Annotated in this window: 13 protein-coding genes and 1 tRNA gene; 7 read left to right on the forward strand and 7 right to left on the reverse strand. The window is 42.9% G+C overall.

The window, feature by feature from the left end:
- Positions 1 to 114: 114 nt before the first annotated feature.
- Together RMY16_RS09685 and RMY16_RS09690 are read left to right on the forward strand one after the other, a co-directional pair.
- Complete coding sequence (locus RMY16_RS09685) at positions 115 to 1,866, forward strand: DUF3685 domain-containing protein (protein WP_322736179.1); 1,752 nt, start codon at positions 115 to 117, stop codon at positions 1,864 to 1,866.
- Between the two features lie 56 nt (positions 1,867 to 1,922).
- Positions 1,923 to 2,630 carry a phosphatidate cytidylyltransferase gene (locus RMY16_RS09690; RefSeq protein ID WP_322736170.1) on the forward strand — a complete coding sequence of 236 codons (708 nt, stop codon included), beginning with the start codon at positions 1,923 to 1,925 and terminating at the stop codon, positions 2,628 to 2,630.
- 202 nt (positions 2,631 to 2,832) lie between these two features.
- On the opposite strand, the gene RMY16_RS09695 is transcribed toward RMY16_RS09690, so the two are convergent.
- The 5 genes from RMY16_RS09695 to RMY16_RS09715 form a co-directional block, all read right to left on the reverse strand.
- Positions 2,833 to 3,141, reverse strand: a complete 309-nt coding sequence (locus RMY16_RS09695; protein ID WP_094350095.1) for a KGK domain-containing protein — start codon at positions 3,139 to 3,141, stop codon at positions 2,833 to 2,835.
- A 629-nt stretch (positions 3,142 to 3,770) separates the two neighbouring features.
- On the reverse strand, positions 3,771 to 4,832 hold the full coding sequence (gene ccsB, locus RMY16_RS09700; protein ID WP_322660173.1) for a c-type cytochrome biogenesis protein CcsB: 1,062 nt from the start codon (positions 4,830 to 4,832) through the stop codon (positions 3,771 to 3,773).
- A 202-nt stretch (positions 4,833 to 5,034) separates the two neighbouring features.
- The gene (locus RMY16_RS09705; protein WP_322736171.1) at positions 5,035 to 6,804 is read right to left on the reverse strand and encodes a DUF3352 domain-containing protein; all 1,770 of its coding nucleotides are present in this window, start codon (positions 6,802 to 6,804) and stop codon (positions 5,035 to 5,037) included.
- A 488-nt stretch (positions 6,805 to 7,292) separates the two neighbouring features.
- Positions 7,293 to 7,922, reverse strand: a complete 630-nt coding sequence (locus RMY16_RS09710; protein WP_322736172.1) for a chorismate lyase — start codon at positions 7,920 to 7,922, stop codon at positions 7,293 to 7,295.
- 182 nt (positions 7,923 to 8,104) lie between these two features.
- Positions 8,105 to 8,185, reverse strand: a tRNA-Leu gene (locus tag RMY16_RS09715).
- Between the two features lie 438 nt (positions 8,186 to 8,623).
- Here RMY16_RS09715 and accC point away from each other — a divergent pair.
- On the forward strand, positions 8,624 to 9,967 hold the full coding sequence (gene accC / locus RMY16_RS09720) for an acetyl-CoA carboxylase biotin carboxylase subunit (protein ID WP_322736173.1): 1,344 nt from the start codon (positions 8,624 to 8,626) through the stop codon (positions 9,965 to 9,967).
- A gap of 269 nt (positions 9,968 to 10,236) precedes the next feature.
- On the opposite strand, the gene RMY16_RS09725 is transcribed toward accC, so the two are convergent.
- The gene (locus RMY16_RS09725) at positions 10,237 to 10,530 is read right to left on the reverse strand and encodes a YggT family protein (RefSeq protein ID WP_265276153.1); all 294 of its coding nucleotides are present in this window, start codon (positions 10,528 to 10,530) and stop codon (positions 10,237 to 10,239) included.
- A 259-nt stretch (positions 10,531 to 10,789) separates the two neighbouring features.
- On the opposite strand from RMY16_RS09725, the gene psbX reads away from it, so the two are divergent.
- The 4 genes from psbX to RMY16_RS09745 all read left to right on the forward strand — a co-directional run bounded on the left by psbX (position 10,790) and on the right by RMY16_RS09745 (position 13,323).
- Positions 10,790 to 10,909, forward strand: a complete 120-nt coding sequence (gene psbX / locus RMY16_RS09730) for a photosystem II reaction center X protein (protein WP_174709687.1) — start codon at positions 10,790 to 10,792, stop codon at positions 10,907 to 10,909.
- Between the two features lie 247 nt (positions 10,910 to 11,156).
- Complete coding sequence (locus RMY16_RS09735; RefSeq protein WP_322736174.1) at positions 11,157 to 12,074, forward strand: Ycf66 family protein; 918 nt, start codon at positions 11,157 to 11,159, stop codon at positions 12,072 to 12,074.
- 47 nt (positions 12,075 to 12,121) lie between these two features.
- Positions 12,122 to 12,682, forward strand: coding sequence for a TolB family protein (locus tag RMY16_RS09740; RefSeq protein ID WP_194045223.1), 561 nt, complete (start codon positions 12,122 to 12,124; stop codon positions 12,680 to 12,682).
- Between the two features lie 119 nt (positions 12,683 to 12,801).
- Complete coding sequence (locus RMY16_RS09745) at positions 12,802 to 13,323, forward strand: Tol biopolymer transporter periplasmic protein (RefSeq protein ID WP_322660161.1); 522 nt, start codon at positions 12,802 to 12,804, stop codon at positions 13,321 to 13,323.
- A 66-nt stretch (positions 13,324 to 13,389) separates the two neighbouring features.
- Here RMY16_RS09745 and RMY16_RS09750 read toward each other — a convergent pair.
- A partial coding sequence (locus tag RMY16_RS09750) for a succinate dehydrogenase/fumarate reductase iron-sulfur subunit (protein WP_322736175.1) occupies positions 13,390 to 14,211 on the reverse strand: 822 nt, incomplete at its 5' end.

Genomic DNA, 14,211 nt, shown 5'->3' on the forward strand with positions numbered 1-14,211 from the left:
CAATTATGATCGATTTATCAGTTTGCGAAAACAGGTGACAATGGGGAAGACAAAGTTTTGGATCAAAGTTTTTTCTGATTGGTAAAAAACAGTGTCGATCTAACTGAGTGGATTATGAGCGATCGCCCTTTAAAATTATTGTTAATCGACCAAGACCCGATTTTTCGTCTGGGATTACAGGTAGCTTTAGAAGCGATTCCTAACCTAGAGGCGATCGCAGTTGTAGAAACTGATACCATTGCCTTGCAGATTCTAGCAGAAACTGCCAAAAAAGACCCTAACCAGCTAAATTTGTTAGTTTTGGAGTTCGGCAATGGTCGCTCCACCACCAGCCAACAGCTAGGCTTACAATTCTGTCGGCAACTCAGAGCCTTATATCCCAATTTACCAATTTTGCTCCTCAGTTCTATTCAAGAACAAGGACTGCTCTTAGCTGCGAAATCTGTTGGTGTAAATGGCTATTGCCCTAAAGGTACACCACTTCCTGAGTTAGTCGCCGTCATGCAAGAAGTTGCAGATGGTGGTTCTTACTGGTTCCAGGACAGAGAAGCAATAATAACTCCTAACTCCTCACTCCTAACTCCTAATTCCTCACTCCCTTTCTCTAAACTGCGAAATAATTTACGTTTGTCAGGAATCGCTAATATTGATGCTACCCTAGCCGCAGTAACAGCACAATTACAGGTTCCCGGACTACCAATACTAGATCGAGCAATTCTAGCTGGACAGCGGCGAGAACTGCTAGCGGCTCGTTGGCTGATAAATCGATTGTTGGTTTCATCACAAGAAAGGCAAGAGGAACAGATTCCGGTTGCTGAAGAGCCGCCTTTTACTCCTTCATTAAGTAGTACCATTCAACAAAGGCAAGCTGTATCACCTTTACTTAGTCCGGGAACCCTACAATCTGCCTTGTTTACATCTTGCGTTACTAAACTTCAATTTCCTTTACGAAATGTCACAGATATACCTTTAGAAATTGACATCTTTCGTGACGATAAAAAACGGGAATTACTTTATCTAATACTACAAAAAATAGCTGAACAGTTGGATGAACTGCGTACTTCTCAAATAGAGATAAATCAATTACATGAACTAAGGAATACCTTGATAAGAGATTTATGGCAAGCAGTAATTATAGATTTTTTCGGGAAGTTTTCTCGGATAAAAATAGTTAATCAAAATATAGAAATAGTTAATTTATTGCTGCAAAATCAAGAGGTTGTGCAAAGAGATATTCTTAATAAAATTCCGCTAGTTTGTGAGTTTTATTCTTATGTCTTATTTCAAACGGAATTGAACATTGATAATACCTCATATCCAGTAGTGAGCGCTGAAGCTAAATCCCAAGCATTGATGATTTTAGAAAACTTATTGATTCAGGTAGCGAATGGAGTAGTGCAACCACTGTTAAATTATTTAGCAGATGTAGAAGAGATTAAGCAAAATTTTTATGGACAGCAATTAATTTCTACAAGAGAAGTTGAACGTTTCAGAAATGATTTGTCATGGAAATATAGATTCAAAAATTATATAAACGAGCCAAAAGAAGTTTTTGAAAGTCGCTATGAACTATTTGTAATAGTGCCTCGTGGCATTGCCAATACTTCAGTTTATGCTCCTCGAAATCAGGAATTAGTAAAACTTTCTAATATTCCTTTAGTAGTCACATTGCTCCTAGAATTTAGTGATGCGATCGCACCGCGTTTAAAATCACTAGTAGCTATTTTCGGTAGCGGTATAGTTTTTATCCTTACCCAAATAGTTGGTCGGGGTTTAGGTTTAATCGGTCGTGGTATTCTTCAAGGTATTGGTAGCGTTTCGCCAGTAGAAAAGAACTTTAGACGAAATAGCGATCGACCTAAGTGAATCAGCAACGCAGAGGGACAGCTCTCTGTAGTTCTTTTTCCAATGACAAATGACAAATGACAAATAATTTTATCGGGCTAGCAATTTCTTATGTTTACGCTATCAGCCTGCTTGTGATTGGCGAAGGGCTACGTAGGCTATTTGGTGTAAAGCCAGATTTGACCCGCAAGGTAATCCATATTGGTGCCGGGATGTGGGTTTTCGGAGTCTTGCTACTGTTTAAGAATTGGGAAATTGGAATTATACCTTTTGCTACCTTTATCGGACTGAACTACTTGTTTTACCGCTACCGAATTATCGGCGCAATGGATACCCAAGATAGCTCACCCGGCACAGTTTATTTCGCTATCTCAGTGACACTGCTGTTCGGGCTATTGTGGCGACCAGATGGCCCAGTAGATAGCGCCCCAATTGCTGTAGCTGGCATAATGGCAATGACCTGGGGTGACGCACTAGCAGCATTAATCGGTAAACGTTTTGGGCAGCATAAATACCAAGTGGGAAGTTCTGTGCGTTCCTGGGAAGGTTCAGCAGCAATGTTTGTAGCAAGTACAGTAGTAATTTTCTTGGTGCTGTTACTGCTACCTGCTTCGTCGCTAAGTCCCCTAGCAACGCCTTTAAATTTAGGATGGGCATTGTTGACGGCGGTAGTAACTGCTACTTTCGCAACCTTAGCAGAGGCAGTCTCACCCCACGGCACAGATAACCTCAGCGTACCTCTAACAGCGGCGGGAGTAGCTTGGATTTTCATGCAGGGTTTTTAAGGCACTCCAATTACCTCGTATTTGTGCTGTTTGTTCTGGTATTTCCCATTGATTTTTTGGATGCAGTGTCATACACAGATACCACAAGTTACTCTACTTTTTGTATCTTCTGACCTGCTGCTCTAAACTGTATTAGGGGGTAAAACCCCCTATTCACCATCTGTATCCTTTAAGAAGTCGGGGTTCTTTTGCTCATTGGATATTAATTTTCCACTTGTTTGAGTTTTTGAAAAATTTCATCAAGTGGGGACTCAGATTCATCAGGACAAAATTCTAAAGCAAGTCTCACTTTTCCTTTTTTCCATCCCAAAGTACTAAACTGTAAAACTTCACAATTTAATCCTTGGGTATACAAATTTACTTCATCTGTTTCTTCTGCTCCAACATATTCTTTAATTGCTGTAATCAAATCACGGACTTTAAAGGTTTTAGCAATATTTAACTTATTAAATGTGTCTGGTTCTATAGACACAACTTCATCGTGATTTAGTCTCTCGAATCCATCTTCCATAAAAATCTCCATCAATAAATCTATATTTTCTAGAGATATAACAGTTCATCCGAAATAAAATAATGATTTTATAGATTTAGTGCTGCTCAAATAAAAATTCGGTAATAATTTCATCTCTGGTAAATTAGCCTATAATTCTCGCTTTACCCCTGCCCAACCCTCCCCTTGGTAAGGGGCTACGGTATATACAAAAGTCAAGTTACCCCCCTTAATCCCGCCGTTTATTGGGGGAAAAGAAATCTAGTTCCCTCCCCAATACATCTACGGTGTACACACAAGTCCTAAAAACCTAGCTTGATAAGACTTTCCTGTTTTTCCTCGTTCCCAGTCGGAGACTGGGAATGCATTCATTGAGTCAGAGACTCAATATCTGACTGGAGGCAGAGCCTCTAAATCAGGCATTCCCATGCTCTTCATGGGAACGAGATCAACGAGAAAACAATGGAAAATCAAGCTTTTTTCGACTTGTGTGTACACCGTAGCCCCAATACATACGGGGAGGGTTAGGGTGGGGTAAAACTGACGCAAAAAAGCAGCTGAGTAAACTATTTCAGACTTGTGTATACACCGTAGTTGGCAAGGGGAGAGTGCGCGGCAGCGCGGGTAGGGTAGTTTTATTTAAACGATTCTTAGAAAAACCAACCGTAAGAATGCAAACCTTTACCTAAAAGATTCACACCGAGATAGCAAACCCAAACCACAAGCAAGCCGGTGGCGGCTAAAATTGCGGGACGACGCCCTTGCCAACCGCGAGTAATTCTGGCGTGAAGGTAGGCAGCGAACACTAACCAGGTAATTAATGCCCAAGTTTCTTTCGGGTCCCAACTCCAGTAGGAACCCCAGGCTTCGTTAGCCCAAACGCCACCAGCAATAATGCCAATTGTCAGCAGGGGAAATCCTAGTCCGATGATGCGATAGCTGATGTTGTCGAGGGTTTCAGCAAGGCTAAGGCGCTGGGGTGAAAGAGGTTCAGCAGATGCTATGGCTTGAGATTCAGGAGTAGTTACTAAATTCAAAACAGCAGTGTTACCGTTACCGTTGCCGTTACTACTACTTTCAAAACGGGCAAAGCCGTTATTTTCGACAGCAGGGGTTGGTGGTTGAGAAATTAGTTCAGTGGCTTTGTGCAAGCGATAGCCGTTGCTGCGATAGCCACCATTACCTACAGAACTGCCTTGGAGTTGAATATTTTGACCGCGAGTGACTATTAAGAAAGCGATCGCTAATAACGAACCCACCATCAAAGCAGAATAACTCAGCATCATAACGCTGACGTGCATCATCAGCCAATTTGACTTCAAGGCAGGTACTAAGGGTTCTGACGCTTGCATTTGCGATGGTAGTGTCATAGTAGCAAAAGCTGCGATCGCCATTGCCACCGGGGCTGTCGCAACTCCTACTAAGCGGCTACGGCTACTATTTTCCGCAATCAGATGGACGGCGGTTATTCCCCAAGTTAAGAAAAACAGGGATTCATAGAGATTACTTAAGGGAAAGTAACCAGCTTCGATCCATCGTGCCCCTAGTAGAGTAGCTATACACAAATTTGCGATCGCCATCCCAGCTGTCCCCAAAGCGGCTAGATAAGGCAGATTTGGAAAAGCCGCTCCTCCCCAATACACCAGCATTGTTAGGAATAATATGGCAAAGGACGCATTGTCCAGCCAGTTTTGGAGTACAACCAAATTCATAAAGTCTTCTCTCCGTGGATAATTTAAAATATCTATTCTGACTGTTTTGATCCTATATGTTTAGAGAGGAATCGGGAATGAAGCATTGGGGATTGGGCATTAGGAGTGCTGAGTGCTGAGTTAGGAGTTAAGAGTTAAGAGTTTTGTTTACCCCCTTGTCCCCTTGTCCCCCTATCTCACTCATCTCCCCACTCCCTACTCCCTATCTAACAGAGTTACTCTTACCCCCTTCTGGGGTAGGTAATGTAGTCGCGTTAGTAACTTTTTTAAGTTCGATAAAAATATCGTAACGGTTACTACGATTATCGCTGACAGCAGATGTCATGCCAATTGAGCGCGTTGCATCTAGCAAAATTTGTTGATTGGGAATTAGAGTTGGTAAAGGGAAATTTTTCACAGTTCGTTCCACATCCAGGAAAAATTGACCATTCGTTGGATTGGGTTCTGTAGGAACTGTTTGTTGGAAGGGAAGAGTACCAGCTAGTGTGTAGTTAGGTTTAGGAACAATTTTATCGGTGATAGGAGCGCCCACTACTAAGAAAGCGACATCTCCATCTAACCAACCGCGGGTAGCAGTTAACGTACCATAAGGTGATACCCAGTTAACAACAGATTGACCTGCGACTTTTCCTGGTTGCACTTGAAACTGGTATTGATTTTTCATAACTTCATCCAGCTTACTGATGGATGCCTCAGCTGATTTGCGTAGGCTTTGCCCGCCGTAAGCATCGCTTGTCTGTACCATGAACAGCAAACCCGCACGAAAATCATTTGGTGAACCTTCTTTTGGAGTAGCAGGAATTACTGATAACGAAAACTCCCCTTTCATCCAACTAAGCAAATCCTTCTCTAAATCAAGATCGGTAAGGGATTTTATCCCACCTCGAATCTGTTCTGGTGCGATCGGTGACAAAGGATTTCCCTGAGATGTTAAAACATAGTCTCTCCACAATCTCTGTAAATTACCACCAGTAAGCATCATTAAGGTTTCTGCTGGTATGCGGCTTTGCATTTTCCCAGCTTTGTTTTCCACCACCAGCACACGTTGACTATTAGGGTTTAACCAAGAAACGCCCTTGAAGCGGATTCCTTCTGACTCTAAGGTTATTGTCCCGGCTAAACCTTGGTTATTTTGCAGTTGAGCTAAAACTTGAGCAGGTAAAGGGCGGTTTGGAGAAGCTGCGGCTATTTTCGCTGCTGTTGGCACATTTACATAAAACTGGGCAAAGGGTTGGGAATTGGCAATTTTCGGGAAATTCTCAGTAAAGCCTCCTGTTGTGGCTAGAGATGTTTTATTTTTATAAGCATCGATCGCTCGTTCTGTAGCTTTGGGACTATCAGTTATGACTAAAAAACGCCCATCTAGTAATGCAGTCGAGAAGTTTTGCCCTGCTTGTCCCTCACCTTCTTTGATGGCGATCCCTTGATAAGTACGGTCAATCCATTTGCCTTGTTTAAGGGTTTTGGGTTGTGCCAAAATGCTTTTGGCGATTTCTGAATTTTTTACTGGCAATACCATTACCATCGACTGCTGATCGCTAGCAGCACTTTCATTGGTGGTAACTGGTTTGGGTGCGGGTTTCTTCCCTATTGTTGGGGCAAGAATTGCGATCGTCACATCGTTGCCTACCCAAGGAGCGATATCTTTTTGGAAGTCGTAACCATTATTAGTCAGAAAGCGATCGCGTAACTGGACTAAATTTTTGTCCAGTTCTGTTTGAGTTTCTTTTGTCCCAAACTGCCGCAATTTCTGCCATTGCTGCGGATCTGTTGTTAAAGAAACCGCAAACAAGGCATCACCAGGAATAATATTTGCACCTACTAGCAAATCGCTAGAAGATAATTGTCTCTGAGCTAACAACCAGTAAGCTACGCTCCCCGCACCAATCAATAACCCAGCAGCCGAGAGCGTCAGCACCAGAGACGGTTTCTTATTTTTCTTCATCGGAACAGACACAAGAGGCGGTGCCATTGAAACCTATACCTCATATTTCCAAACTCATTACTTGCTGAATTGGTTAAGTCAACCAAAAAGTTTCTTGCGATCTAGGTAGTTAATTTCATAAATTTCTCCACCATAGACATTGATAATATTTCCGTAATCAACCTTCTCTACTGTTTCAAAGCGGTGTTTTAGTGGTTAGTTACCTTTTTTAACATGCTTTGTTAAATTTCGCAGGACACTTCCTTTAAAGGGCTGTCTTTTTCGGAAAGTCTCCGAAAGTTAACATCCTTGATTTCAAGCACTTTGAGGATATAACTAACTTGAAAAAGCTGCAAGTAATCTGTAACCCAGACTACCTTTTATTTATAGAGCCTCCATTTGTGGTGTTGACTTGATCTAAGCAAGATCAATTCAGTGTCCGGGATTTTACATAGATTACTCATCTTCAAAGTCATTAATGCAAAATTCCCATGCTCTGGGGCGCACTGTAAAAGATGAAAAACTTTTAAATAATACTATGCCTCAGCATTAACAGCACTCAACTGCATAGGCCCCAAATATTTAGTTAAATAAGGTGAAAAAACTTCATAAATTAATGTCAGTGGTTGTCCATGATGCCAAAACAAGTAGTGGCGGCCCCAAAAAGGCCCAGTTACACCAAAACCGGACTCTAGTGCCAATGAGTCACCGTAGTAAATTCCTCGAACATCCCGATACAATTCTGTGCGAAGACGAGCTAAACTTGCCCAAATTGGTAATGAACGGTTTTGTAAATACTCATCGACATGACTGGCTTCCCACCACGAAGTAGCATAGGCTAATCTTTGACCAGAAGCGGTACGCAGCCATACTTGTCGCCGTAATCGCGGTTCTGGGACAGCTTGGATTAACTCAGGAGCAGCATCCAAGTCCATGCCAATCAATGACATATCAATAACATCTACTTCTATAGCCTCACCTGTGAGCAATTCTAAGTGACGTGTTGGAGAGCCGTCACCCAAAAGCATTAGCTGCCATGCAGGTGCTAGCTGAGTGTGAGGTAAACTTTGTTGAATTATTTCCTCCCCTCCTTGCCAAATCGGAGTGAGGCGATGCCAAGCTGGTGGCAGTGTTAGGTTGTTTGTTGGCGGAAAAGAAATAGTCAATGCTTTTTACAAAACTTCACCTATTTCTATAAAAGCATAAAGGACTAGTACTTTGACAAGGCAACTTTACTTAATATCTAGTAAGCACTGAAGTGCTTCGGAAGCAAACTTAATATTTAAGGGTCAACAGTCTAAGGTTTTTTGACCTGTGACTATTGACCCTATGCTTAAACAAGCAAAAATGCGGGTGGGGAGACTCGAACTCCCAAGGCAAAGCCACACGCACCTCAAGCGTGCGCGTATACCAATTCCGCCACATCCGCATGGTTTGTCTAAGAATAGACTATAGCATAAGAAAATAATTATAGTAAGGTGATATCTAAATTCAGTTGCTCAAAAATATAAATTTTCTCAAGGCGGTATCAGACTGACAGAAATTTAGCAGCTGTACAAGGGATATTGAAAAGGGTAGAGCTACTGTGTGTGTTTGGCGGGGTGCAATGGGGTATGCGTCTGCTGTAGGCGATATCTAGGAAGGGCTACGCCTATGCAAAAGTCCAGCTTGGTAGTCTAGCCAAGACTTACAGCAGCAATGTTGTTAGTGTAGTAAGACCCGTAGAGGCAGCAAGCCTGCACATCTTGCGTTTGCTTAGAATCAGGGTGGTGAATATCCTGCAATAATTTGAAATAATGTGGAAGCATTGTTTCAAGTTGGATCAGAGAAAATGTCAATCTACTGGTAATGATATCGAAACTAAAAAATGAAGTTTGACAAAATATTAATTGCCAATCGGGGAGAAATCGCCCTTCGCATTCTCCGCGCCTGTGAAGAAATGGGAATTGCCACAGTTGCGGTTCACTCCACCGTTGACCGTAATGCTCTCCACGTCCAACTTGCTGATGAAGCAGTTTGCATTGGCGAACCTGCTAGCGGTAAAAGTTATTTGAATATTCCCAATATTATTGCTGCTGCACTGACGCGCAATGCTACTGCCATTCATCCAGGCTATGGTTTTTTGGCAGAAAATGCCCGGTTTGCGGAAATCTGTGCCGACCATCATATTGCTTTTATCGGCCCAACTCCAGAAGCTATGAGACGGATGGGCGATAAATCCACTGCCAAAGAAACCATGCAAAAAGCTGGAGTACCGACGGTACCAGGTACTGAGGGATTGGTAGAATCCGAGCAAGAAGGATTAGGATTCGCCAAGGATATCGGCTATCCAGTGATGATCAAAGCTACAGCAGGTGGCGGTGGACGGGGTATGCGCCTAGTTCGTTCTGAAGACGAATTTGTCAAACTTTTTCTCGCCGCCCAAGGCGAAGCAGGAGCAGCTTTTGGGAATTCTGGCGTTTACATAGAAAAATTTATTGAACGTCCCCGCCACATCGAATTTCAAATTTTGGCGGATAACTATGGTAATGCCATCCACTTAGGCGAACGGGATTGCTCAATTCAGCGCCGGAATCAAAAGCTGTTAGAAGAAGCTCCTAGTCCGGCTCTCGATCAAGACCTACGTGAAAAAATGGGACAAGCTGCTGTCAAAGCTGCCCAATTCATTAACTACAGTGGGGCGGGTACTATTGAGTTTCTCCTGGATAGATCCGGTAAATTCTACTTTATGGAAATGAACACCCGGATTCAAGTAGAACATCCTGTAACAGAGATGATTACTGGGATAGATTTAGTTGCTGAACAAATTCGCATTGCCCAAGGGGAAAGACTCAGGCTTACCCAAGAGCAAGTAGTATTACGAGGTCATGCGATCGAATGCCGAATCAACGCTGAAGATCCCGACCATGACTTTCGCCCTTCTCCTGGACGAATCAGTAGCTATCTGCCCCCCGGAGGCCCTGGTGTGCGGATTGATTCCCACGTTTACACAGATTACCAAATCCCGCCCTACTACGATTCCTTAATCGGCAAGTTAATTGTTTGGGCACCAGACCGACCCACTGCTATTAACCGGATGAAACGCGCGCTGCGGGAATGTGCCATTACTGGATTACCTACCACCATCGGGTTTCATCAAAAAATTATGGAAACTCCACAGTTTTTACAGGGTAATGTCTATACAAATTTTGTGCAGGAAATGAACGGCTAGTACCGCAAGTCAAAAGTCAAGGCTTCGGCTTCGTTCAGCCTTGACTCTGAGCGACTTGCCTTGAGTGCAGTCGAAAGGAGTCGAAGGGTCAAAAGTCAAAAGTCAAAAGTCACGCCTGCTTTAATTTTGGGCTTTCTGGCTGTAATGAAATGGTAGGTTTATTCTGCCGACTTGTACTAGGGGGTAGGGAGCGGGCAGTAAGGAGTGGGGAGTGGGAGAAGATGAGGGAGATGGAGGGGAACCAGTGCCCTATGCCCCATGCCCCATCTCTAATTCACACGAGATAGCATAGTCAGCAATCCTTGTTGACCTAGTAATATTTCTCGCAGCAGGCTGAAGATACCAACCCAAATAATAGGTGTAATGTCCACTCCGCCTATAGGTTGTACCAGTTTTCGCAATGGCACTAAAAATGGTTCGGTAGGCCAAGCTATTAAATTAAAGGGCAAACGATTCAGATTCACTTGCGGATACCAAGTGAGAATGATCCGAAATATAAATAAAAATGTCATCACCCCTAACACAGGGCCAAGAATCCAAGCAGTCAGGTCAACACCAGTCATCGGTTTAAGGTAATATCTATCGTAAAGAAAGAAAAACTTAGGCGAACGGCAAGCCGCGCTTCGCTAACGCTGCAAAATTTGAAGCTTTGTAAAGCACTCTTATCATCATTTTAACTAAATGCTGCCATTTCCTTCTGGAATACAAAAGCAAACTTCCTCACAGCAGTTACCAAGTTTGGCTGTTCAGAGTTAAAGGCTTCTCAAGAAAGTAATACACTATTAAAATTAGGATGAAGTGTGTAAAAAAAGGTTTAGAAGTATGACGCCTTCTTTAGCAAATTTTCTTTGGAGTCTGCTATGGGGTACTGCAATTGTTGTAATCCCCGCCACAGTTGGTCTAATTTTCATTAGCCAGAAAGATAAAATTCAGCGTTCATAATGCTTATGAGAGTTAATTCAACTCTCATAATCGATTGTATGTCAGCTATCTAGTTAATTGCACCAAAAGCAGCAGTTTTTGCCGCTGGTAGCAGTTATAGCTGACAGACATAGGTTTTTTAATTTTTCGGTGAACAGCTTCAGAGCTTCTTTGCCAGAAGCTTTGAAGCTTCAATATGTTGTGACTAATTACAGTAGTGATTTTAATTGTGAGTCGCTAACATAGATTTGATATTGGGAAAACAGCAATGATAAATTTTGGGCTGAACTCAGCCAGTTTTCTGGCTCAGGTAAATTTTGGGGCAAACTCAGCCAGTATTCTAGGAATTTTTCTGGCTGTGGCTGGGGCAGCACTGTATTTTCTCCGCACTGTGCGTCCAGAATTGTCACGGGATCAAGATATCTTTTTTGCAGCAGTCGGCTTGCTTTGCGGTTTTATTCTTGTCTTTCAAGGATGGCGGCTTGACCCGATTTTACAATTTGGTCAATTGCTTTTAGTAGGCACAACTGTGTTTTTTGCAGTTGAAAGTATTCGCTTGCGGAGTATAGCTACCCAGCAAGCAAAGCGCAATACTCCGATTGTGGACGAAGATCGACCGATTAGCGATCGCTATTCGTACAACGATCGCAGAAAGTATCAAGCTGAAATGGATGCAGATTTAGAGCCACTGCCTTATGAAGACGAGGAGGAACGCCCAGTGCGTGCCCGGATTCGGGGTAGCAGGGATGAGATTTCCACTCGTGATAACTACTACGAGGAGCAACCTCCCCGTCGTTCAGAACGCCGCAACAGCAGCAGTAGTGAAAGACAGGCTCCATCTGATAGAACGCGTCGGCGGAATTCTGGTCGTCCTGTGAATCGCCCTTCTGAAAGCTCTGAAGATGAAAATTGGGGTTCTTCATCTAGGCAAGTTGATGATTGGGAAAGTTCTGGTGGGGAAGTCAGAAAACCTTCTCGCCGTAGTAATAACGGGCCCCAGCGTCCCGAAAGTCGTGAAGATGATATTTCTTCCAGACCGAGAAGGCGTCGTCCACCCACTGACTCAACTCCTCGAAGACCGCGCGAAGATGATGATGCAATCCCAACTGATTATGTACCATACAGCCCAATGGAAAAACCAAATGAGGGGCTAGATAATTTGACCGATTTTGATGACGATGTTTAAAACAGTTGGTGTGTAAGTAGGTTTAAAGGCAACGGAAAACAGTTGAGGTGGAAAAATTTACGCCTACATTTTGGCTCCAAAGACCAATTCATTGGAGCCTGGTTTTTGGTTTAACAAGTTTGCTTGTATCTTGTGGTACTAACGATATTCCTATAGGGCCTACTTCTCTTAACAGTCGCTACACCGAGGAGCAACCTGCTTTGAGCGGAAATGGGCGCTTTTTAGCGTTTGTATCTAATCGGAATGGTAATCAGCAGCTACTAGTGTACGATTTGGAGAGGCAACTGTTTATTAGCACTCCGGGGATAAACCGACAGGAGACAATTGCCGAAAGTCCAAGTTTGAGCTACACCGGGCGTTATATTTCTTATCTTACTAGCGATCAAGGTAGACCAGTGGTGGCACTTTATGATCGCGCTACGCAACAGTCGCAAATTGTCACACCAATTTATCGCGGCTGGGTCAGAAAACCAAATATCAGCCCAGATGGACGTTATGTTGTTTTTGAAACCGCCACTCGTGGTCAGTGGGATATTGAAGTCCTAGACCGGGGGCCAAATATTGAGTTAGATATTCCCAATGGTGCAACCGTAGGTTCACCTCCATAGGAGTTAAAAATCATTCAATTTTAGATTTGGGATTTGAGATTGATGGAGAAATCTAAAATCTAAAATTGGCAGAGTTAGGAGTTATGAGACTATTAACTAATGACTTATGACTAATTTATATGAAACGTGTTTTTTTTATACCTGTATTTTTTTGCTTTTTATTGACTGGATGTTTTGGCTACCCTCGGATTTTGAATTATCCGTTTGATCCGGGGGGTCGAAGTCTCAATAGTTTAGCGTCGGAATTAAACCCCCAAATTTCTGGGAGATACATTGTTTTTATTACTGACCGACGCGGTAGCCAAGATGTTTATATGTTTGATACGGTAACTCGTGATTTGGTTGATTTGCCAGGTTTAAACTCCTTTGATGCGATCGCAAATCATCCTAGTGTTTCACAAGATGGTCGTTATATTGTGTTTGCTGCTAGCCGTCAGGGGCGATCGGCTATTTTTCTCTACGACCGAGAAACACGCCAATCACGGAATTTGACTAATAACCTGCAAGCGGAAGTTCGTAACCCTGCAATTAGCGCTGATGGTAGTAGGATTGCTTTTGAGTCTAGTAACAATGGTCAGTGGGATGTTTTAGTATATGACCGTTTTGGACGACCGTTGAATATACCTCAAGAACCGCGTTGAACTACAGTTAATAAGTTAGGAGTTAGGAGTGAGGAGTTAAAATTCCTAACTCCTAACTCCTCACTTTTAACTTTTGTTTTCTACTTGCTGTACAGATTCAATGAGCGATCGCACTTGTTCTGTCCCTTCTGAAGGTTCAAATGATAGGGGAAACTTACCCCGAACAATCATCCGCAAACCGAGGGGTGCAAGACCAAGTAATCCTCTTAAATCTCGAAAATAATTACCGACTACTTGTAAACCAAATTGACGTTCATCAATCCAACCGCCTTCTTTAACTAAATCCACCAATACTTTTCGGTGACGAATTGAGCGAGTATTGCTAGCTTGTTTCTGGGTGAGAATTTCTTGTTTAACTTTGGTGATTTGTTCTAATGGTGCAACTTCCATTGGACAAACTGAATCGCAGTATAAACAACGGGTGCAACCCCACACGCCTTTAGTACCTTCGTTATAGCTTGCTAAACGATTTTCGGTATCGCTATCGCGGGAGTCTGCTACCATTCGGTAAGCTTTGGCAAGGGCATGGGGACCTACAAAGTCTGGATTAACTTCACGAGCGTTGCATTCAGAGTAACAAGCGCCGCACATAATACAGTTACCAGTTTGATCAAGACGCGATCGCTCTTGTGGTGTTTGCAAAAACTCTCTTTCTGGTACTTGTCGTGCTGCCGTACTCACATAAGGAGCAACTGCCTCTAGATTGTTCCAGAAACTGTTCATATCCACAACCAAATCTTTAATCACGGGCATATTGCCAAGAGGTGCGATCGTGATTTCACCAATAGCATTTACTTTACTTGGGGATGATGGTATTTGTTGTAATCTGGCAAGTTCACTGCCAACATTTTCCTTACAAGCTAAAGCCGAACGCCCATTAATTCGCAT

Source organism: Nostoc sp. DedQUE12b (assembly GCF_034530835.1).
Lineage (GTDB): Bacteria > Cyanobacteriota > Cyanobacteriia > Cyanobacteriales > Nostocaceae > Nostoc.

Bases quoted from the DNA above. Each gene is read 5' to 3' on its own strand.
- RMY16_RS09685 (WP_322736179.1), top strand. From the start codon at position 115: ATGAGCGATCGCCCTTTAAAATTATTGTTAATCGACCAAGACCCGATT.
- RMY16_RS09690 (WP_322736170.1), top strand. From the start codon at position 1,923: ATGACAAATAATTTTATCGGGCTAGCAATTTCTTATGTTTACGCTATC.
- RMY16_RS09695 (WP_094350095.1), bottom strand. From the start codon at position 3,141: ATGGAAGATGGATTCGAGAGACTAAATCACGATGAAGTTGTGTCTATA.
- ccsB (WP_322660173.1), bottom strand. From the start codon at position 4,832: ATGAATTTGGTTGTACTCCAAAACTGGCTGGACAATGCGTCCTTTGCC.
- RMY16_RS09705 (WP_322736171.1), bottom strand. From the start codon at position 6,804: ATGGCACCGCCTCTTGTGTCTGTTCCGATGAAGAAAAATAAGAAACCG.
- accC (WP_322736173.1), top strand. From the start codon at position 8,624: ATGAAGTTTGACAAAATATTAATTGCCAATCGGGGAGAAATCGCCCTT.
- RMY16_RS09725 (WP_265276153.1), bottom strand. From the start codon at position 10,530: ATGACTGGTGTTGACCTGACTGCTTGGATTCTTGGCCCTGTGTTAGGG.
- psbX (WP_174709687.1), top strand. From the start codon at position 10,790: ATGACGCCTTCTTTAGCAAATTTTCTTTGGAGTCTGCTATGGGGTACT.
- RMY16_RS09735 (WP_322736174.1), top strand. From the start codon at position 11,157: ATGATAAATTTTGGGCTGAACTCAGCCAGTTTTCTGGCTCAGGTAAAT.
- RMY16_RS09745 (WP_322660161.1), top strand. From the start codon at position 12,802: ATGAAACGTGTTTTTTTTATACCTGTATTTTTTTGCTTTTTATTGACT.